Genomic DNA, 21,542 nt, shown 5'->3' with positions numbered 1-21,542 from the left:
GACGAGTTGTCAGCGGGCGGCGATCTTGTCCGCGATTCGCGCGATCGCCGAGGTCTTGCCCGAACGCGAGGCCGCCTCCAGCCGATCTGCGAGCGAGTAGGCGACGTAGAAGCCGTTCGCGCCGATCCACCGCAGTGGTTCCGGCTCCCAGCGTCGAGGCACGGGACGGACCCACGCCGACGTCGACAGGAAGCTCTTGCGGTCAGTCAGCAGGTCGGCGGCCGCCAACCCCGCCAGGTAGCTTGCGGTGAGCCCCTGCCCGGCGTAGCCGCCCATCCGCAACACCCGGGCAGATGAGTCGTAGTCGAGGAACGGCGACCAGTCGCGCGTGACCCCGATGACACCGCACCAGGCATGTGCGGGTTCAGCATTGAGGCCGGGAAACAGGTCGTCGATCACCGCCATCAGGGATCTGACGGTGGCCTCGTCGACCATGCCGTCCTGGTCGGTTCCGGACGCGAATCGGTACGGGCGGCCACGGCCGCCGATGGCGATACGGCCGTCAGGGGTGCGCTCGCTGTGGAAGTAGGTGTGGGCGGTGGCGGATACGCCGTCGTGGTGTTCCCAGCCCACCATGTCCCACTGCCGGGAAGTCAAGGGTTCGGTGACCAGCATGCTGCTGTTGAGTGGAAGCATGCGCCGCCGCTGACCGGGCTGGCTTGCGGTGTACCCCTCGGTGGCGACCACGATCTGCGAGGCCTTGACCCCGTACGGACCCACCTCGAGTCGGCCCGGCGTGATGCCCGTGACCCGGGCGCCGGTGTAGACGGCGGCGCCGGCGTTCATGGCCAGTGAGGCCAGACGGAACACCATTTTCACCGGGTCGACGCAATAGTTGTGCGGGCTGTGAACCGCGCCCATGATGCCGCGCGCGTGAATCCGTTCGTAGGTCTCCTCGGCCGACATCATGCGTATCGACGACTCATCGAGATTCCATCGCCGGGACTCGGCGACGTAGTTCTCGGCGCGGCGAAGCTCACTCACCGAGCGGGCGAGCTGGGTCCAGCCCCCGCGACGGGCGTCGATCTCCTGGGCACCGAGGATGTCGACCACTTCGACGCATGCCTGCTCGAGTCGGTCCTGCATCTCCGTCACGGCCTTCGCGCCGCCGGCACCGCGGGCCAACGCGCGTCGGACGCCGACCTGTTTGGCAGACATCCAGCCGCCGTTGCGACCGGAGGCCCCGAACCCGAGGCGCTCAGCCTCCAGCACCGCGATGGACAGCTCGGGACGTTGCTGGGCCAGCGCCCATGCCACCCACAAGCCGGACAGTCCGCCGCCCACGATGGCGACGTCGCAGTCGATGTCGCTGTGCAGAGTTCGGGTTGGTGGTGGTGCCGGTGCGTCCGGACGCGTCAGCCAGAAAGAAATGTCTCCGCGCTTCATTCTTCGATTCCTCTAGCGAGTGGCGTGCAATTCACAAACACAGAAGGGCAGGGCCCCGAACGGCGGACTCGACCACGAGACAAGGACGGGTAACTCAGGCGGCCCACGACGCATCTAAGTCGGTCATTTGACTCATTTCGATGAGGCAACCTTGCCCCACGCCGCGAATGGTGTCAAGCGGTGCGGGCGAGAGGAATAACGTCCGCTCCTGCAACGGGATCTCGGCTCGGCGCGGCTGCAAAGCAACCCTTGACAGTCGTCCTTGCGTGCTTGAGTATCTGAACTTGGTCAAATGACCCAGTTGTTGAATTAAAGCCTGACCAGCCCCAACCGAGCTCCCGATGACATCGTCGCCACCAGCGCCATCCCGGCCGCCGCAGCACCGACGATGCCACGGGATCGTCACTAGCGCCGATGCATTGGCGCCAGGACTCTGTCGGTTGCGCTCCTTACCCCTTGACCCCTTGACCCCAGCGGCAGCAGAGGTGAGCCTGATGTTTTCCAAGGTATTGATCGCCAATCGCGGTGAGATCGCGATTCGGGCGTTCCGCGCAGCCTACGAACTCGGTGTGGGCACGGTCGCGGTGTATCCGCATGAGGACCGCAACTCGATGCACCGGTTGAAAGCCGACGAGTCGTATCAGATCGGTGTGGTGGGCCATCCCGTCCGGGCGTACCTGTCGGTGGAGGAGATCGTGTCCACCGCGGTGGCTGCCGGGGCTGACGCGGTGTATCCCGGGTATGGCTTCCTGTCCGAGAATCCGCAATTGGCGGCGGCATGCGCGGCGGCGGGGATCACGTTCGTGGGCCCGTCCGCGCAGGTGTTGGAGCTGACGGGCAACAAGGCGCGGGCGATCGCGGCGGCGAGGGCGGCGGGGTTGCCGGTGCTGGCGTCGACGGCGCCGTCGGCCGATGTCGAGGAGTTGCTCGCTGCCGCAGCTGACATTCAGTTCCCGGTGTTCGTCAAAGCGGTCGCCGGCGGCGGCGGACGTGGGATGCGCCGTGTGGCTGACCCCGACTCGTTGCGGGAGGCCATCGAGGCCGCGTCGCGGGAAGCGGAGTCGGCGTTCGGGGACCCCACGGTTTTTCTCGAGCAGGCGGTACTCAATCCGCGCCACATCGAGGTGCAGATCCTGGCGGACACCTACGGCAACGTAATCCATCTGTTCGAGCGCGATTGCAGTGTGCAGCGCCGCCATCAGAAGGTGATCGAGTTGGCGCCTGCGCCGAATCTGGACCCCGATCTGCGCGACCGGATATGTGCGGATGCGGTGGCGTTCGCCCGCCAGATCGGCTATTCGTGCGCCGGCACCGTCGAGTTCCTCCTCGATGAACGTGGTCAGCACGTGTTCATCGAGATGAACCCTCGGATTCAGGTCGAGCACACCGTCACCGAGGAGATCACCGACGTCGACCTGGTGTCCTCGCAACTGCGTATCGCGGGTGGAGAGTCGCTGGCCGATCTGGGCTTGAGTCAGGAGTCGATCGTCCCGCACGGTGCGGCGTTGCAGTGCCGGATCACGACAGAGGATCCGGCGAACGGATTCCGCCCCGATACGGGTCGCATCAGTGCCTATCGTTCGCCGGGAGGGTCAGGGATCCGCCTCGACGGCGGTACCTTGCTGGGCGCCGAGGTGTCCGCGCACTTCGATTCCATGCTGGTGAAGCTGACGTGTCGTGGCCGCGACTTCGACACTGCGGTGCGCCGGGCACGGCGTGCGTTGGCGGAGTTCCGGATTCGTGGGGTGTCGACGAACATTCCGTTTCTTGCGGCTGTGCTGGACGATCCCGATTTCGTCGCCGGTCGGGTCACCACGGGGTTCATCGACGAGCGCCCCGGTCTGCTGACCGCGCGCAGCAGCGCGGACCGCGGTACCAAGATCCTGAACTTCCTGGCCGATGTGACGGTGAACAAGCCCTGTGGAGAGCGCCCGTCGGCGGTGTATCCGCAGGACAAGCTGCCCGACCTCGACCTCGGTGTGGCGCCGCCCCCAGGCTCGAAGCAGAGGCTGGAGGCACTGGGGCCGCAAGGATTTGCGCAGTGGCTCAGGCACTCTCCCCAGCTTGCCGTCACGGATACCACGTTCCGCGATGCCCACCAGTCATTGTTGGCGACTCGGCTGCGCAGCACCGGTCTGTCGATGGTTGCGCCGTACGTGGCCCGGATGATGCCGCAGTTGTTGTCGGTGGAGTGTTGGGGTGGTGCCACCTACGACGTAGCTCTGCGGTTCCTCAAAGAGGACCCGTGGGAGCGACTGGCGGCGCTGCGAGAAGCGATGCCCAACATCTGTCTGCAGATGTTGCTCCGTGGACGCAACACCGTCGGCTACACCCCTTACCCGGAGGTGGTGACGTCGGCCTTCGTGGAGGAGGCCGCCGGAACCGGTGTGGACATCTTCCGGATCTTCGATGCGCTGAACAACGTCGCGTCGATGCGTCCGGCCATCGACGCGGTGCGGGCCACCAACACCACGATCGCCGAGGTGGCGATGTCCTACACCGGCGACCTGTCAGATCCTGCTGAAGATCTGTACACCTTGGACTATTACCTGCGCCTGGCCGAGGAGATCGTCGAGGCCGGCGCCCACGTGCTGGCCATCAAGGACATGGCCGGACTGTTGCGCCCGCCGGCGGCGGCGACGTTGGTTCGTGCGTTGAAGTCTCGGTTCGACCTTCCGGTGCACGTGCACACTCACGACACCCCGGGTGGCCAGTTGGCGACCTACCTGGCGGCCTGGACCGCGGGTGCGGACGCGGTAGATGGCGCGGCGGCGCCGCTCGCGGGTACGACGAGCCAACCGGCGCTGAGCTCGATCGTGGCCGCTGCCGCGCACACCGACGCCGACACCGGGCTCGACCTGAAATCGGTGTGCGACCTGGAGCCGTACTGGGAGGCGCTGCGCAGGGTGTACGCACCCTTCGACGTCGCGGCCTCGGGACCGCCGGTCCCGACCGGACGGGTGTACACCCACGAGATCCCCGGCGGTCAGTTGTCGAATCTGCGGCAGCAGGCGATCGCGCTGGGTTTCGGCGAGCGGTTCGAGGACATCGAGGCCAACTACGCTGCCGCCGACCGCATTCTGGGCCGCCTGGTCAAGGTCACGCCGTCGTCGAAGGTGGTCGGGGACCTGGCTCTGGCGTTGGTCGGTGCGGGGATCAGCGCCGGAGAGTTCGCCGCCGACCCTGCCAGACACGACATCCCGGATTCGGTGATCGGGTTCCTGCGCGGCGAGCTGGGCGACCCTCCTGGCGGCTGGCCAGAACCGTTGCGCACCATGGCCTTGGAAGGCCGGGGTCCCGGTCGGCCGGAAGCGGAACTGTCGGCTGAGGACGAGGCGGTGCTGGCGCAACCCGGCCCCAAGCGGCAAGCCGCGCTCAACCGGTTGCTGTTCCCGGCACCGACCAGGGAGTTCGAGACTCATCGCGACACCTATGGCGACACCAGCCAGCTCAGCGACAACCAGTTCTTCTACGGGCTCCGCCAGGGAGACGAGCACCGCGTCCGACTGGAGAAGGGAGTCGAACTGCTCATCGGACTGGAGGCGATGTCCGATCCCGACGAACGCGGGATGCGCACCGTCATGTGCATCCTGAACGGCCAGCTCCGTCCGGTGCTGGTGCGCGACCGCAACATCGGCGCGGCGGTACCCACGGCAGAGAAGGCTGACCGCGACAACTCCGACCACATCGCGGCCCCCTTCGCCGGCGTGGTGTCGGTCAACGTCGCGGTCGGCGACGCCGTGGCGGCCGGGCAGACCATTGCCACCATCGAAGCCATGAAGATGGAGGCCGCCATCACCGCCCCCAAGGCCGGCACCGTCGTACGTGTGGCCGTATCCGCCACCGAGCAGGTCGAAAGCGGCGACCTCCTGGTCGAGTTGTCGTGACGTGCGGCTCGCGCTGCTCCACGAGGGATTCGACGACCTGAGGAGGTCCGACGGATGGAGTGCTTGACCGACGTCGAGGTTGCGTGGGATCTGCTGGACAGTCACCGAGGATGCTTGACGGTGGCCGAACGACATGCGGTTTCGATCAATCTGGCCATTGGTGAATATCAGTCGGCGATCTACAACCTCCTGACTGCGGTGGTGCGGGAGAACGGCGCTCTGACAGCAGAGTCCGCACACAGAGTGGACGAATTGATGAAGGTGTACGAATGTGGTCCGGAGTTCAGAGAACTTCTCGAGGCAGCCGTCAAACTCCGTGATGCGCGGCAGCAACCAGCGCCGGCTGGATGCAGGCCTTCGCAGCCATGGCCAGTTTCCTGACATCGTTGAAATCGTTTGTCGCAGCGCGAAAGCAGACGGCCCCGCATGCTCTCGAGAGCATGCGGGGCCGTTCACACCTGTCCTCAGAGGTCTTGACGACCGATCCGATGGAAGGCATCTGGTTTCCTCTTCCGGTACACCGCCGCGGCAACAACACCACCGAGAGCGACCAGGTAGGTCAGGAGAACGAGGCCCACGGCCAGGCCACCGGTCAGGCCGCTGATCAGATCCATGTTCGCGGTCGCCATGTAGAGCACGAGCGCGAAACTGATGATCGAGACGATTGGCGCGATGGTTGTTTTCAGCACCGATGTGCCGGGTTGCGGGTTGCTGCGGAAGAAGACCAGGACCGCGATGCTGGCGAGCGTCATCAGCACCATGAGTGCGTATATCCCGACGCCGACCATCTTGGCGTACAGATCCATCGGCTCAGACACCACGAACATGAATGGCGCTGCGAGAAGACCGATCATGGCCGTCACCACCAACGAGGCACGGTAGGGCGAGTGATGCTTGGGATGAGCCTGTCCGAGAGCCTTGGGAAGGACACCGTCGTTGCCGAGCGCGTAGAGGTAGCGCGACAGCATGTTCGTCAGTGCGATCACCGAAGCCAACACCGAGTTGACGACCAGGATGGCGCAGATATCCATGAAGATCGGTGCAGCGTAAGTTCCGAGTGCTTCGTCGAACATCCCGGCCGGATTCTCCGCGGCGACGTCTTGAGCATTGCTCTGGCCGTACGCGAGGATCATCAGTGCGATGCTGATCGCGTAGAAGACGCCGACCAACAGCACCGACAGGTACATCGCCCGGGGGACAGTCTTTTCGGGGTCTTTGGCTTCCTCACGGAAGATTGCCGTCGATTCGAAGCCGATGAAGCACAGGACGCTGAACAGCACAGCGATGCCCATATTGCCCATGGTGAAGACCTCGGACTCGATGATCGGCAGACCGAGTCCGTCAGCGCCACCACGCGCGATGACGCTGAGGTCGAAGATCACGACGATCGCGACCTCGAGCACCATGGCAACGGTCAGCACCTTGGCCGACAGCTCGACGTTCCGGTAGCCGATGAATCCGACTACGACCCAGCCGATGATCTGCCACCAGTACCAGGCGATATCGGGTCCGCCGAATGCGACGATGAGCCGGCCGGTCGCGGAGCCTAGGAATGCGTAAGTTGCCGTCGCGATCAACCAGTACGCGAAGATGGCCAAGAACGCCCCACCGAGACCGGCATGTTTGCCCAGACCGGCGGTCACATACGCATAGAACGCACCCGGGTTGGGTACGAATTTCGACATGGTGGCCAGGCCGGCGGCGAAGGCGAGCAGGACCACGGTCGCAATTCCATAGGCGATCGGAGCGGCAGTACCGCCGAACCCGATCACCACGGGGAAGACACCGGAAACGCTGCCCAATGGGGCGCCCACGGCCAGCACGGTCAGCACCAGGGCAGCGGTCCCCATGTGTCCTTTGAGGCCGGGTTTCGATGGGCTCCGCGACATTGCGGACGAGTCGGACGCCGACTGGAGGTCAGACATGGCCAAACCTTTCTCTAGTTGTCGGGTCCGCTTCCATTGCGGCGCCTCGGGCTATTACGGGGGGCTGTGTTTGGGTCGTTAAGCGGCGCAGTCGGGAATCACACCGGGTGCATGGGCTCTGCGCCGAAGGGTCACGTCATGTAGTTGCGGGACGATCCGCAGGCGACTGCGCGATGGTGACGCCGATTTCACGTGCTTGATGCACGATCTTCGCGTGCACGGCGGGATCAGTTGATTCGCTCTCGTACAAGTTGTGGACGCCGGAATCAGCGATGCTGATGTAGTCAGCAAGCCCTTCGAGCCACTGCTTCTCCATCGCCTGCCGATAACCACGCCGCTCGAACGGTTCTTGCCCGAAGGCCGCCATCGCGACGAAGTGCAACCCGCGCACCGGGCATTCTCCTTGGTCGGCGACGCCGTACGCCCATCCCCGGATGAACACACGATCGATCCAGCCCTTGAGAACGGCCGGCATGGACCACCACTGCACCGGGAACGCCAGAACCACGGTGTCCGCGGATTCGATCAGCTTCTGCTCAGCCTGCACATCGTCAGGGACCGCGACTTTTCCGTCACTCCCCGACGAGCGGTACCGTTGGTGGTCGGCAGGGCCGAAGACCGGATTGAAACCCGTGCTGATCAAATCGTGAACGGTCACTTTGGTCTGGCCGTCTGCACTGAGTCCGGCCGCCAGCGCTCGCACCATCTCTCCGGTAACGGATTCCGGGTTCGGGAGGGCGGTCACCAGCAACGCATGGCGACGATCAGGCTCTGACATTTGTTGAGATTCCTATCCTTGCTGATCCCGCGGTTGAGGCCGACACCGTTGTCAGCCGCCGCCGCAGAACATATTTCGTGGTGCAGCAGTGCACTGCGACCGGAACGGGTGGCGCTAGGAGGTGTGCGCGCCCTCGCGGGCGAGAACCTCCACCTCCAGGGCCCGCGCCGGTGAGGCCGGCGTGCGGCTGATGTGACCGCCCTGCTTGAACTCTGCCGGGATGGCGCCCATCAGTTCGGCTTTGACCATCAGCGCGATCAGCGGTGAATGCCAGCGCGCCATCGGAATGCTTCCGTCCAGAATCCAGAATCCCTCGTGCGGCGTCGGCTTGAGCACGTTGCGCATTTCCCCGTCGTTGCCGAAACCCCAGATGGGTCCGAGCTTTTCGGCGAATTCTGTGCCGAACAGCTTCTCCACGGCTTTAATCTGGGGTTGCTGCGCAGTGGCGAAGATGACGACATCGAAGGCTCGGTGAGTTCCGTCGTCGAGCACGATGCCGGCTTGGTCGAACCGCTCGATGTCTTCCAGCTGAATGATGCCGATGTCACCCCGCACGATGGCCTGAGAGGCCCCGACGTTCAGGTAGTAGCCGCCTTTGGAATTGCTGAGGTAGCCATAGTAGAAACCGGTGGAGTCCTCCCCCGACCAGACCTTCATCCCGGCCCTGGCCAGACCCTCGTGCAGTTCGCGATCGGCTTCGTCGGCGAACTTCTGGAACTCTCTAAAACCCTGGCGCTGCTGGTGGAACACACCGCCGGCGAGGAATCGGATGTCGACGAGTTCGGTGGGCTGGCTTCGGTCGAGGTAGGCGCTGTAAAGCGCATTCGCGGTGGGCAGGTCGATCACGATCAACGGGCTGCGCTGCACCATGGTCGAGGAACCGCCCGAGCGAACGATGTCGAGCGCGAAGTCGTGGGCCGAGGTGCCGGTGCCGATGATCAGGACGTTCTTGCCTTCGTAGTCCGCCCCGTCGCGGTAGTCGTTGGCGTGCAGGGTGGTGCCGGCGAAATCACCGATACCGGGCAGGTCGGGGATCATCGGGATGTTGCTGCCGCCGGTTGCCATGAGCAGATGCCTGGGACGCATCACGCGGGTACTGCCGTCGGCAAGCGTGAGCTGAGCTTCCCATTCGCCGCGTTCGTGGTCATAGCGGGCGCCGGTGAATTCCGTGCTGGTCCAGAAATTGAGGTCGAAGCTGGCGACGTAGCTCTCAAACCACTGTGCCATCTTGTCCTTCGGCAGGTACTCCGGGAAGCTCTCCGGGAACGGCATCATCGTGAAGTGCAGCATGTTGTGGGGCTGGTGTAGGAAAAGCGATTCGTAACGCTTACGCCACGCATCCCCGATTCGGGGGTCCTTGTCGACGATCAGTGCGTCCACTCCCAACCGCGCAAGATGCGCCGCGGTCATGACTCCGAACTGTCCACCTCCGACGATCAGCACCTCCGGGTCGCGGTCGGCGAACTCTTGTTGACGCCGGCAATGTGCCGACCACCGCACGCCCGGATTCTGCACATCGAACCGTCCCTGCGGCGGCCACAGTGCCGGCGCGTCTTTCAGGGCCACCAATCGGGTCAACAGAGTACGAGCCCTCAGCTCCCCCGGCCGGTCCGCATCGGGCGCCAGCACGACGTAGCCGTCACCCTCCCCCGCACTCGTACCGAACCGGAAGAACATCTCCACCGTCGGCAGCTGGCCTTCACTTACGGCCGATTCCGTGGGCGCAGGGCGCGACCCGTCGATCCGGAAGTCCCCGGCACCGATCACGGTGTTTGTCGACAACAACAGCTCCACAATCGCGTCACGGTCATGCGACTGGCGCAGATTCCAGGTGAAGGCCACCAGATCACGCCAACCGGCCTCCGGTTCGAACAGCTCCCGCAGCGCGGACCGCGACTGCGACGCGAGTGCCTCGCTGAACGCCTCCAACCAGCTCGCGGCGCGCAACTGCGGCGTGTCCGCACTGAATTCGACGGTCGATTCGATTGCGGTCATGGGGTTCCTTCGAGCTCAAAGTGATTCGGACAGTGCAGGGAAAGTAGGAAGACGCGCCGTGCGGCCCGCCCGCCGCATGGCTGAGTGTCACTTGAGGGATCGACTACGCGCGCTCCGAGTGGAGGCACTGCGGTCAAAGTCGGTCAATTGACTATGTTGCTCGACAATCTTCACTGAGGCGCCCGTCACTGTCAAGAGGAATCTTCGGCGTTACCCAGCGTTAACTCCCGTCGCATCAGCATCCGCCATCGGTCAGTTGCGGCGCGACCACCCTGGGCCGCCACCTTTCGCGCAGCGTTCGCGAAAGTTGTTCCGCTCTAGCGCTTGACACGTGACAACCGGTGCGGCATCGTCCTGTTCGTCTGATCTGGGTCGATTGACCAACTAGGTTCGATCGCCCTCCGCCGGCGGCTACCCGGTCACCCGGAGACCGCCGGCGCTTCACTCAGCCGCACACACGCGTCTCGTCATCACGACCACCGCTGACATCCACAGACGGGCCGTCGATCGGTCCTGCACCATCAAAGGAGAACAAACAAGATGAATGAGCTGATCGGCAGCACTGCACTCGTCACAGGAGCCGGCCGGGGGCAGGGTGCGGCCCATGCCCGCGAACTCGCGTCGCGAGGAGCGGCTGTCGTCCTCTTCGACGGACCCCAGCCGGTTCAGTCCGTCAAGTACCCGTTGGCGACCGCCGAGCAGACAGAAGCAGTCGCCGCAGAGATCCGCCGCGACGGCGGCCGCGCAATCGCCGTCGGCGGCGACGTCCGCTCCAAAGACGATCTCGATCGGGCCGTGCAGGTGGCCGAAGCCGAGTTCGGCCCGGTGGACATGGCAGTCGCCAACGCCGGCATCTGGGGTGAGATCGCGTCCATCGAGCAGACCACCGCCGTCGCGTGGGCCGAGACACTCGCCATCAACCTGACGGGATCGTGGAACACCCTCCAAGCGGTCATCCCCGGGATGATCGAACGCAACAGTGGCTCGATCGTGCTGGTGTCGTCGGTACTGGGCTTGGACGAGGGGATGGCGGGGGGCGCCCCCTATTCGGTGACCAAGCACGGCATCATCGGCCTGCTGCGCAACGCCGCGCTGGAACTCGGACCGCACGGCATCACGGTCAACGCCATCTGCCCCGGATTCATCGACACCGACATGCACCATTGGCAGGACGCCTACGACGCGATGTCGGGTCAGCCGAACGGGACACCCGATGACCTGGTTCAGGCGGCGCGTCACTACGCAATCCTGCGGGGCAACAAGGGTATTGAATCCGAGCAGGTCAGCAAGACTGTAGCCTTCCTGCTGTCGAAGGAGGCCTCGATCCTCACCGGCGTGATCATGCCCGTCGATGCCGGGCACTCGATCATGAACCGGGTTAACCAGTCCCCGATCATCTGAGTTCCGTCGCTGAACACCGGCTTGACACGATGTGCCGGCCGACCGGGAGACAGAGCGCTCGTCCCGGTCGGCGGGGCGCCGCATGGCCCGTCCACCCGAATTCGTCGAATCCCACCGAAAGCCACAACACCAAAGAGGTCATCTGGTGAAGAAGTACAACCTGTTCATCGGCGGTGAACACGTCGCCCCGGAGTCGGGCAGTTGGTTCGACACCGAGAACCCGTATACCGCGGCGACCTGGGCCCAGATCCCCGAAGGCACCGCCGAGGACGTGGACAAGGCGGCCAGAGCCGCACACGATGCGCTTCACCGCGGGGCATGGTCGGAGATGAGCCCGAGCCAGCGCGGTGCGGTGCTGCGACGCATCGGTGACGTGATCGCCGACCGGGCCAGGGAACTGGCTGAGGTCGAGGTGCTGGACAACGGCAAGCTTTTCAGCGAGATGTACGGCCAGCTCACGTATCTGCCGCAATGGTTCTACTACTACGGCGGGCTCGCCGACAAGATCGAAGGCACTGTCGTCCCGGTCGACAAGAAGGGGTACTTCCTCTACACCCAGAAGCAACCGCTGGGCGTCGTCGGGATCATCACCCCGTGGAACAGTCCCTTGATGCTGCTGGCCTGGAAGCTGGCGCCCGCGTTGGCCGCCGGCTGCACCGCCGTCATCAAGCCGTCTGAGTTCACCTCGGCCTCCACCCTGGAATTGGCCGCGCTTCTGGACGAGGCCGGTGTCCCGCCGGGAGTCGTCAACGTCGTCACCGGGTTCGGTGCAACTGTGGGCGCTCCGCTGGTGGAGCACCCGCTCGTCTCGAAGATCAGCTTCACCGGCTCAGATCAGACCGGCCGCCAGATCAACGAATCCGCGGCGCGCAACCTGAAACACGTGAGTCTGGAGCTGGGCGGCAAATCGCCTAATGTCGTGTTCGCCGACGCCGACCTCGACGCTGCCGCCAACGGTGTCATCTCGGGTATCTTCGCGGCCACCGGACAGACTTGTATCGCCGGATCCAGGCTGCTCGTCCAGGACACCATCCACGACGATTTCGTCGACAGACTCGTCGGACTCGCCCGTTCGGCCCGTATGGGTGATCCCATGCTGGAGTCCACGGATGTCGGCCCCATCACCACAGCGCAGCAGTACGAGAAGGTGCTCGACTACATCGACATCGCCAGGAGCGAGGGCGCCACCTTCGCGCTCGGCGGCCACGCCGCGCAGCACCCCGAATGTGACAGGGGCCGATTCGTCGAACCGACGATCCTGACCGATGTGCGCAACGAGATGCGAATCGCTCAGGAGGAAGTCTTCGGCCCGGTCCTGTCGGTCATCCCGTTCCACGATGAAGACGACGCCGTCGCGATCGCCAACGACGTTCGGTACGGCCTCGGCGCCGGCGTCTGGACATCTGACATCGCGCGGGCATTCCGTATGTCCGAACGCATTACGTCGGGCACGGTGTGGGTCAACACGTATCGGGCGGTCAGCTACATGGCCCCGTTCGGCGGCATGAAGGACTCCGGTATCGGACGCGAAAACGGGCTGCATGCCATCGACGAGTTCCTCGACACAAAATCTGTCTGGATCAACACGGGCGCTCCGACGGCAAGTCCGTTCGTCATGCGCTGAGAGCTGCGGGCGGAAGGTCGACCGGCCGGTGCACCGGTGGCGATTCGGCCCGTGAAACGCCCTGCGGCAGTGCGCTGTTGACGTCATCGCACTCCAGCACACCGCCCCCTGAACTGACCGACCCCAGCGCAGGCCACCGCGAGTGCCGCTCGGCGCTGTGCGCCCACCACGATGCCGCACGGGGAGGCGGACATGCCGCGGGGGCGGTGTCGACGTCGACCAGACACGATGGTGGGCAACGATGAGCAAACCGCGGTAATGAACTGCACGTAAACTCGTCGAGTGGCATACGTGGCGACGGAAGAGCGTAGAAAACAGCTGGTGGCTGCGGCGACTCGGGTCATCCGCGAACACGGCCTCTCAAAGGCGACGACGCGTCGCATCGCTGACGAGGCCGGCGCGCCGCTGGCAAGCCTGCACTACTGCTTTCGCGGTAAAGACGAACTCTACGAGATGGTCATGGACACCCTCGGCGTAGAGGGCAGGGATCGCCTGTCGGAGGCGGTGTCCGCCGGGATGGGTGTGAGTGAGGCTGCCGGAGCAATTCTGCGCGAAACCGCAGCATGGGCTCTCGCCACGTTCGAAGATCGGCTCACCGATTACGAGGTCTCCATCTGGGCCGTCCGGTCCGGAGAGTTCGCGCACATCCCCAAGAAGACCTACCGCACCTGGATCAAGCACCTCGGCAGTTTGTGTCGGGAGGCCAGACGCGACGACGAGCCGGATTACGACTATGACTCGCTGGGACGGATGCTGCTGTGTCTCATCGACGGATTCATAATTCAGCACCAGATGCTGCAGACCCGTCAGTCGTCGAAACAGACCGAGATGAGCATCGCGACAATTCAGGCGGCGATCGCCGGCGGAGTCTTCGACAAGGAGTAGCGGCCGCACGACCGCGGACGTGCCGGCACCGGTCCGCCACCCCGTTACCTGGCAGTTCTCCGTGATCGGCCCGGTCGCGGCGGTGATCATCGGCACGTCGCGACCCGATATCGGGCTGTAGCACCACACATCTCTTAACCTGGGCCCATGCAGCCCCGAGGCGACCGCGCCGGATGACCCGATTCCTGGCTCGCCGGCTGCTCAACTATGTGGTGCTGCTGGGGCTGGCGTCGTTTCTGACGTTCGCGCTGACCTCGTTGACGTTCTCGCCGCTGGACAGCCTGCTGGAACGCAACCCGCGCCCGCCGCAGGCCGTCATCGACGCCAAGGCCGCCGAGTTGAACCTCGACAAGCCCGTGCCCCTGCGGTATGCGGACTGGCTGGCGGGCGCGGTGCGCGGCGACTTCGGCACCACCGTGAGCGGTCAGCCGGTGACCGACGAGCTGTGGCGCCGGGTCGGGGTCAGCCTGCGGCTGGTGATCATCGGCTCGCTGGTGGGCACCGTGCTCGGTGTGGTGGCCGGCGCGTGGGGCGCCGTGCGTCAGTACCGGTTGTCCGACCGCTTCATCACGACGCTGGCGCTGCTGATCCTGAGTGCGCCGACCTTCGTGATCGCCAACCTGCTGATCCTGGCCGCACTGAACGCGAACTCGTTTCTCGGGATGCAGGTGTTCGAGTACACCGGGGAGACGTCCGCGGACGCCGTCGGCGGCGCGTGGAACCAGTTCGTCGACCGCCTCCAGCATCTGGTGCTGCCGACGTTCACGCTGGCGCTGGGCGCGATCGCCGGGTTCAGCCGCTATCAGCGCAACGCCATGCTCGACGTGCTGGGACAGGACTTCATCCGCACCGCGCGGGCCAAAGGCCTGACCCGGCGCCAGGCGCTGTTCCGGCACGGGCTGCGCACCGCGCTGATCCCGATGGCCACGCTGTTCGCCTACGGGGTCGGCGGGCTGTTCACCGGCGCGGTGTTCGTGGAGAAGATCTTCGGCTGGCACGGAATCGGAGAATGGTTCGTCCAGGGCATCGCCACCCAGGACACCAACATCGTCGTCGCGATCACCGTGTTCACCGGGCTCACGGTGCTGCTCGCCGGCCTGCTCTCCGACGTGCTCTATGCCGCCCTCGATCCGCGGGTGCGTGTCTCGTGAGCACGACCGAGATCAGCGAGCACCGCTTCGTCTCCCGGCGCACCCTGGTGTGGCGCCGGTTCGTGCGCAACCGGCCCGCGGTGGTGTCGCTGTTCGTGCTGGCCGCGCTGTTCGTCAGTTGCTGGGTGCTGCCGCCGCTGCTCCCCTACTCACACACCGACCTCGACTACTACGCGCTGCAGCAGCCCCCCACGGCCGCGCACTGGTTCGGCACCAACGCGCTGGGCCAGGACGTGCTGGCCCAGACGCTGCGGGGCATGCAGAAGTCGCTGCTGATCGGTGTGTGCGTGGCGTTCCTGTCGACGGTCATCGCCGCGACCGTCGGGGCGATCGCCGGCTATTTCGGCGCCTGGCGCAGCGCCGTGCTGATGTGGGTCGTCGACCTGCTGCTGGTCGTGCCGAGCTTCCTGCTGATCGCGATCGTCACGCCCCGCACCCGGGAGTCCGGCACCATCCTGTGGCTGATCCTGCTGCTGGCCGCGTTCAGCTGGATGATCAGCGCACGCATCGTGCGGGGTATGACGATGAGCCTGCGGGAACGCGAATTCGTCACGGCCGCCAGGTATATGGGCGTCAGCCATTGGCGGATCATCGTCCGCCACATCATCCCGAACGTGGCGTCGATCCTGATCATCGACACCGCGCTGAACGTCGGGCTGGCCGTGCTGGCCGAGACGAGCCTGAGCTTCCTCGGGTTCGGGGTGCAGCCACCGGACGTGTCGCTGGGCACGTTGATCGCCGACGGCACCCGCTCGGTGACCACGTTCCCGTGGGTGTTCCTGTTCCCGGCCGGGGTGCTGGTGCTGATCGTGTTCTGCGCCAATCTGGTCGGGGACGGACTGCGCGACGCCCTCGATCCCGGGGTGCGGCCTGCCCGCCGACGCAAGCGCTGGGCACGCGCATGAGCCTGCTCGAGGTCAGCGGTCTGACCGTCACCTTCCCCACCGACACCGACCCGGTGCCCGCGGTGCGCGGCCTGGACTATCACGTCGAGGCCGGTGAGGTCGTGGCACTGGTCGGCGAATCCGGGGCGGGCAAGTCGGCCGGGGCGATGGCCGTCATCGGCCTGCTGCCCGAGTACGCCGAGGTGTCCGGCTCGGTGCGGTTGCACGGCCAGGAATTGCTGGGCCTCAACGACCGGCAGATGTCGCAGATCCGCGGCGCGAAGATCGGGACAGTGTTCCAGGACCCGATGTCGGCGCTGACCCCGGTGCACACCGTCGGCGACCAGATCGCCGAGGCCTTGCGGATCCATCAGCGCGGCCTCGACCGTCGCGCCGCCCGCAGCCGCGCGGTGGAGTTGCTCGAGCTGGTCGGCATCGCCCAGCCCGCCCGACGGGCCCGGGCGTTCCCGCACGAACTGTCCGGCGGCGAGCGCCAGCGCGTGGTGATCGCGATCGCGATCACCAACGATCCCGACCTGCTGATCTGCGACGAGCCGACCACCGCGCTGGATGTCACGGTGCAGGCCCAGATCCTGGACGTGCTGCGCACCGCCCGCGACGTCACCGGCGCCGGCGTGCTGATCATCACCCACGACCTCGGGGTGGTCGCCGAGTTCGCCGACCGCGCGCTGGTCATGTACGCCGGGCGGGCCGTCGAGACCGCACCCGTGGCCGACCTGTACCGGCGGCGCCGGATGCCCTACACCGCCGGGCTGCTGGGCTCCGCACCCCGCCTGGACGCCACCCAGGGCACCCGCCTGGTGCCCATCCCGGGCGCGCCGCCGGCGATGGCGGCCCTGCCCCCGGGCTGCCCGTTCGCGCCGCGCTGCCCGCTGGCGATCGACGAATGTCGCTCCGCCGAACCGGAACTGGACTTCGTCGACACCGGCCACCGGGTAGCCTGCATCCGCCACGAACTGGTGGCCGGGCGCAGCGCCGCCGACATCTACGGCGTGTCGACGGCCCCGCCCGCCGAGACCGCGGCGCCCGACGACACCGTCGTCGTCCGTGTCACCGACCTGACAAAGACCTATCCGCTGACCAAGGGCGTCGTGCTGCGGCGCCGCATCGGCGAGGTCCGCGCGGTCGACGGTGTCAGTTTCGCGCTGCGGCAGGGCCGCACACTGGGCATCGTCGGCGAATCGGGATCCGGCAAGTCCACCACGCTGCACCAGATCCTGGACCTGTCGGCGCCGCAGGCGGGCACCATCGAGATCCTCGGTCACGACGTCGCCACGCTGGACCGCGGTGCGCGCCGGGCACTGCGCGCCGACCTGCAGGTGGTGTTCCAGGATCCGGTGGCCTCGCTGGATCCGCGTCTGCCCGTCTTCGACGTCCTGGCAGAACCGTTGCAGGCCAACGGGTTCGACAAGTCCGCGATCGCCGACCGGGTCGGCGAGTTGTTGGGCGTGGTCGGCCTGCGCCGCGAGGACGCCGGACGCTACCCGGCCGAGTTCTCGGGCGGACAGAAGCAGCGCATCGGCATCGCCAGGGCGCTGGCGCTGCAGCCCAGGATCCTGGCCCTCGACGAGCCGGTCAGCGCGCTCGACGTCTCCATCCAGGCCGGCATCGTCAACCTGCTGCTGGACCTGCAGGAACGCCTCGGGCTGGCCTATCTGTTCGTCTCGCACGACCTGTCCGTGGTGCGCCACCTGGCACACCAGGTGGCGGTGATGCACGACGGGGTGATCGTGGAGCAGGGCCACGCCGATCAGGTGTTCAGCGATCCCCGGCACGAGTACACGCGGCGGTTGCTGGCCGCGGTGCCTCACCCCGGCGCCGATCGCCGTTAGAGTCAGTCCGCATGAGCACGCACCCGCGCCCGTTGCGCTCGCGAGCAGACGCAAAATCGCACGCCTGGTCCCCGAAAAGGGCGATTTCGCGTCTGTTCGCGGTGGGATCGGTCGCCGCACTGGTGCTGACCGGGTGCTCCGGCGCGCAGAACAACGCGCCGTCGGCCGGCGGCAGCGCCGAACTGGGCACCACCGCCGACATCAACCCGCAGGACCCGGCGACGCTGCAGCAGGGCGGCAACCTCCGGTTGGCCCTGACCGGCTTTCCGGCCAACTTCAACAACCTGCACATCGACGGCAACCTCGGCGAGATCGGCCGCATGTACCGGCCGACGCTGCCGCGCGCGTTCTTCATTAAGCCCGACGGCGAGATGACCGTCAACAGCGACTACTTCACCGATGTGCAGCTGACCAGCACCGACCCGCAGATCGTCACCTACACCATCAACCCGAACGCGGTGTGGACCAACGACAGACCCGTCACCTGGGAGGACATGGCCGCCCAGATCAACGCCACCAGCGGTAAGGACAAGCGCTTCCTGTTCGCCGCACCCAACGGCAGCGAGCGGGTCGCGTCGGTGACCAAGGGGGTCGACGACAGGCAGGCCGTGGTCACCTTCGCCAAGCCCTACGCCGACTGGCGGGGGATGTTCGCCGGCAACGGGATGCTCTATCCCAAGGAGATGACCCAGGATCCCGAGGCGTTCAACAAGGGCTTCCTCAACGGCCCCGGCCCCTCCGCGGGACCGTTCATGATCACCGCCGTCGACCGCGGCGCGCAGCGAATCACCCTGAGCCGCAACCCGAAGTGGTGGGGAACCCCGCCGCTGCTGGACAGCATGACCTACACCGTGCTCGATGACGCCGCGATGCTGCCCGCGCTGGAGAACAACGCGCTGGACTCGGTCGGGCTCGCCACCGTCGACGATCTGGAACGGGCCCGCCGCGCCCAGGGGGTCACCATCCGTCGTGCCCCGGCACCGAACTGGTACCACCTCACACTCAACGGCGCCGACGGGGCGCCGCTGGCCGACCCGGCGCTGCGCGCGGCGATCAGCAAGGGCATCGACCGGCAAGCTGTCACCGCGGTGTCGCAGCGCGGGCTGACCGACAACCCGCAGGCGCTGAACAACCACATCTTTCTGGCCGGCCAGGAGGGCTACCAGGACAACAGCATCGCCTTCGACCCCGAGGCCGCCAAAAGGGAACTCGACGCGCTCGGCTGGACGCTCGGTGACTCTGGTGCGGGGCAGTTCCGCGAGAAGGACGGCAAACGGCTGACCCTGCGCGACGTGTTCTACGACGGCGCGAGCACCCGCGCGATCGCCCAGGTGGCGCAGAACCAGCTGGCCCAGATCGGGGTCAACCTCGAGCTGGTGCCTGCCCCGGGCGGTTCGCTGTTCACCGACTACATCGTGCCGGGCAACTTCGACGTCGCCCAGTTCGCTTGGGGTGGTGACGCATTCGCGTTCGGTGGTCTCACCCAGATCTACGCCTCACAGGGCGAGAGCAACTACGGCAGGATCGGCAGCCCGCAGATCGACGCCAAGATCGAGGAGACGCTCTCCGAACTGGACCCGGCCAAGGCGCGCACCCTGGCCAACGAACTCGACAAGATGATCTGGGAGATCGGGCACAGCCTGCCGCTGTTCCAGGCGCCGGGCAACGTGGCGGTGCGCAGCAATCTGGCCAACTACGGCCCCACCGGCATCGGTGACCTCAACTTCTCGGCGATCGGCTTCATGAAGTAGCCGCGCGCGTCCCCCGCGGTATCGCCGACTCCGCGCGGACGCCCGCCGCGAGCGCGCCGACCAGCAGGCGCACCGTCAGGTTGGCCCGCAGACCGTCCAGTTCGGTTGCCCGTGACGGAAGTTCGGCGATCTTTCCGGCGTGCACCGCCGTACAGATCTGCAGGGCCGCATGCTCGCGGGTGTCCAGGATGCTGTGGCCGGCGGTGGGCAGTTCAACGAGCACCGAACTGGGGATGAGATCGGCGATCCGGTGCGCCACCTGTGGGGGTGTGGTCAGGTCGCGACCGCCCGACAGCACCGCGGTGGGCCACCCGAAGCGCGGCATCGCCGCAGCGAGGTCGTAGGGTTCGGCGACGAATTCCACATCCCCGGAGGCCATCTCGCGTAGCGCGACGGCGGGATCGAGCGGTCCGCCGTCGGGTACCGCGCCGTAGTTCAGTTCCCGGTAGGCGATGCGCGCGACGAGGTCGGGTTCGTGACGGTACGGAGTCTTGCGTTCGGTCACCAGCTTGGTGACCCGCCCGGCGGCCTTCCACAGCAGGTCGCGGTCGGCCACGAGCAGGTCGAGTTGGCGACTGAGCGCGTCGGGGCCGGCCAGCTCGTACAGCCCGATGGTCAGCAACAGCGCCTCGGGCGTCAGCGTGCCGGCCGCGACCAGCTGCCGCACCTTGGCGGCAAGGTCCGCGTCACCGCCGGTCGCGCCGTCCCACAACACCCGGCGGGCCTGGGCGCGCACCGCCTCGATGTCACCGGCCGAGAGCAGCGGCGAATCCAGCACCATGGCCTGCACCCGTCCCGGGTGGCGCACCCCGACCCCGGCCGCCACATACGAGCCGTAGGAGGTGCCGTACACCACCGCGCGCTCAACCTGGGCGGCGTCGAGCACCGCGGCGATGTCGTCCACGACGGCATCGACCGTCAATGCCTCCGGCGGCAGGTCGGCACCGGAGTCGTCGTGGCGGGAGAGGCCGACGCCGCGATGCTCGACCATGATGACGTCGAGCCCGGCCGCGGCGGCATGCTTGCGGAACGTCCGGTACAGCGCGACGGACGCCGCACCGGGCCCGCCGGGAATGATCACCAGCGGATGCGCCGACGCGGGGCCGGTCCGCACGTAGTAGACGTCGAACTGCTCGTCGCCCGCCCCGCAGGGTCGCGGTCGGACAGGACGGCGCACCGACCGCACCCCGGGCAGCGCGGCGAGCCTGTCGTGCGCCCGGCCACGTCTGGCGTTCCTGCTCATCACGCTCATTGTGCCCTTGGACGGGAGGTCGCCGGACCCGCTGCCTCGCTAGGCGATCAGCTCGATGTGCTTGGCGGTCTGCACGTCGGCGTAGCGCTGCGGGCTGCAGGTCAGGATGATCACCTGGCCGTCGCCGGCGACGGCGTCGAACACCTCGGCCATCTTGGTCAACCGCTCGGTGTCGGTGAAGCCCAGCGCATCGTCGATCACCACCGGCACACTGTCCTCCCGGGCGACCAGCGCCGCCCCCGCCAGCCTGGCGACGATGCCCAACTGCTCCTTGGCGCCCCCGGACAGCGATTCGTACGGCACGGTCCGCCCGGACAGCGTGCGGTGCCCGATGCGGAGCGAGCTGTCCACGTCGACCTCGAAGGTCTCCCCGAACACGATGCGGCCCAGGCGTTCCACCTCGCCGCGGAACGGGTCGACATAGCGCTGGCGCATCGCGTCACGGTGCCTGCCCATCACCGACCTGAGCAACTGGGCCGCCCGCGCGCGGCGCTGCACGCGCTCGAACTCGGCCGCGGCACGCTCCCGTTCTGTCTCGGCGGCGTCGAGCCGACCCTTGCGTCCCTCGGTGCCGTACACCTTCAGCTGCGCAGAGACCTCCCGCAGGGCCTCGGTGAGCTCACCCTGGCGCGCCGCGACCGCCGCGGCGTCGCGCTCGGCCACGGCCAGGGCCGACGCGACGGCCTCGGGTTCGTGCCGCGCCAACTCGGCGCCCACCCGGGCCACCACGCCCTCTGCGGCGGTCACCGCGTCGGCATCGGCCTCGGCCC

Annotated in this window: 15 protein-coding genes; 9 read left to right on the top strand and 6 right to left on the bottom strand. The window is 66.5% G+C overall.

What is annotated here, in order from left to right; translation table 11 throughout:
• Positions 1-9: 9 nt before the first annotated feature.
• Positions 10-1,386 (bottom strand): NAD(P)/FAD-dependent oxidoreductase, encoded by a 1,377-nt coding sequence (locus MVA01S_RS16295; protein ID WP_003930975.1) that lies wholly within the window; start codon positions 1,384-1,386, stop codon positions 10-12.
• Positions 1,387-1,880: 494 nt separating this feature from the next.
• Between MVA01S_RS16295 and MVA01S_RS16290 the strand changes: the two genes are divergently transcribed.
• Positions 1,881-5,273 carry a pyruvate carboxylase gene (locus MVA01S_RS16290; RefSeq protein ID WP_003930974.1) on the top strand — a complete coding sequence of 1,131 codons (3,393 nt, stop codon included), beginning with the start codon at positions 1,881-1,883 and terminating at the stop codon, positions 5,271-5,273.
• Positions 5,274-5,336: 63 nt separating this feature from the next.
• Entirely contained in the window at positions 5,337-5,654 is a 318-nt protein-coding gene (locus MVA01S_RS31310; RefSeq protein WP_144033060.1) for a hypothetical protein, read from the top strand.
• An 83-nt stretch (positions 5,655-5,737) separates the two neighbouring features.
• Here MVA01S_RS31310 and MVA01S_RS16285 read toward each other — a convergent pair whose 3' ends face one another.
• From MVA01S_RS16285 to MVA01S_RS16275, 3 genes are all read right to left on the bottom strand, one after another.
• Positions 5,738-7,198 (bottom strand): APC family permease, encoded by a 1,461-nt coding sequence (locus MVA01S_RS16285; protein WP_040541563.1) that lies wholly within the window; start codon positions 7,196-7,198, stop codon positions 5,738-5,740.
• A gap of 136 nt (positions 7,199-7,334) precedes the next feature.
• The gene (locus MVA01S_RS16280; RefSeq protein ID WP_003930972.1) at positions 7,335-7,976 is read right to left on the bottom strand and encodes an NAD(P)H-dependent oxidoreductase; all 642 of its coding nucleotides are present in this window, start codon (positions 7,974-7,976) and stop codon (positions 7,335-7,337) included.
• Between the two features lie 114 nt (positions 7,977-8,090).
• Positions 8,091-9,971, bottom strand: coding sequence for a flavin-containing monooxygenase (locus MVA01S_RS16275; protein WP_003930971.1), 1,881 nt, complete (start codon positions 9,969-9,971; stop codon positions 8,091-8,093).
• 540 nt (positions 9,972-10,511) lie between these two features.
• Here MVA01S_RS16275 and MVA01S_RS16270 point away from each other — a divergent pair.
• From MVA01S_RS16270 to MVA01S_RS16240, 7 genes are all read left to right on the top strand, one after another.
• A complete protein-coding gene (locus tag MVA01S_RS16270; protein ID WP_003930970.1) occupies positions 10,512-11,372 on the top strand; it encodes an SDR family NAD(P)-dependent oxidoreductase in 861 nt (286 codons plus the stop codon).
• A gap of 145 nt (positions 11,373-11,517) precedes the next feature.
• Positions 11,518-12,996, top strand: coding sequence for an aldehyde dehydrogenase (locus MVA01S_RS16265; RefSeq protein WP_003930969.1), 1,479 nt, complete (start codon positions 11,518-11,520; stop codon positions 12,994-12,996).
• A 282-nt stretch (positions 12,997-13,278) separates the two neighbouring features.
• Entirely contained in the window at positions 13,279-13,881 is a 603-nt protein-coding gene (locus MVA01S_RS16260; protein ID WP_003930968.1) for a TetR/AcrR family transcriptional regulator, read from the top strand.
• Positions 13,882-14,054: 173 nt separating this feature from the next.
• Positions 14,055-15,032, top strand: coding sequence for an oligopeptide ABC transporter permease OppB (locus MVA01S_RS16255; protein ID WP_003930967.1), 978 nt, complete (start codon positions 14,055-14,057; stop codon positions 15,030-15,032).
• Positions 15,029-15,937: an oligopeptide ABC transporter permease OppC gene (locus MVA01S_RS16250; protein WP_003930966.1), complete on the top strand. Its 909-nt coding sequence runs from the start codon at positions 15,029-15,031 to the stop codon at positions 15,935-15,937. The genes MVA01S_RS16255 and MVA01S_RS16250 overlap by 4 nt, the downstream gene beginning before the upstream one ends.
• Entirely contained in the window at positions 15,934-17,769 is a 1,836-nt protein-coding gene (locus MVA01S_RS16245) for an oligopeptide ABC transporter ATP-binding protein OppD (RefSeq protein ID WP_003930965.1), read from the top strand. Before MVA01S_RS16250 ends, MVA01S_RS16245 begins: the two co-directional genes overlap by 4 nt.
• A gap of 11 nt (positions 17,770-17,780) precedes the next feature.
• Positions 17,781-19,520 carry an oligopeptide ABC transporter substrate-binding protein OppA gene (locus MVA01S_RS16240; RefSeq protein WP_237024199.1) on the top strand — a complete coding sequence of 580 codons (1,740 nt, stop codon included), beginning with the start codon at positions 17,781-17,783 and terminating at the stop codon, positions 19,518-19,520.
• On the opposite strand, the gene MVA01S_RS16235 is transcribed toward MVA01S_RS16240, so the two are convergent.
• Both MVA01S_RS16235 and MVA01S_RS16230 read right to left on the bottom strand, forming a co-directional pair.
• Positions 19,510-20,763, bottom strand: a complete 1,254-nt coding sequence (locus tag MVA01S_RS16235) for an alpha/beta fold hydrolase (RefSeq protein ID WP_003930963.1) — start codon at positions 20,761-20,763, stop codon at positions 19,510-19,512. The genes MVA01S_RS16240 and MVA01S_RS16235 overlap by 11 nt on opposite strands.
• A 48-nt stretch (positions 20,764-20,811) precedes the next feature.
• Positions 20,812-21,542: ATP-binding protein (locus tag MVA01S_RS16230; RefSeq protein ID WP_435405979.1), on the bottom strand; the 731-nt coding region annotated here is incomplete at its 5' end.

It is taken from the genome of Mycolicibacterium vaccae NBRC 14118 = CIP 105934, assembly GCF_001552715.1.
Lineage (GTDB): Bacteria > Actinomycetota > Actinomycetes > Mycobacteriales > Mycobacteriaceae > Mycobacterium > Mycobacterium vaccae.
Note: the sequence above shows the minus strand (reverse complement) of the source record. Positions and strands in the feature narration are given on the sequence as shown.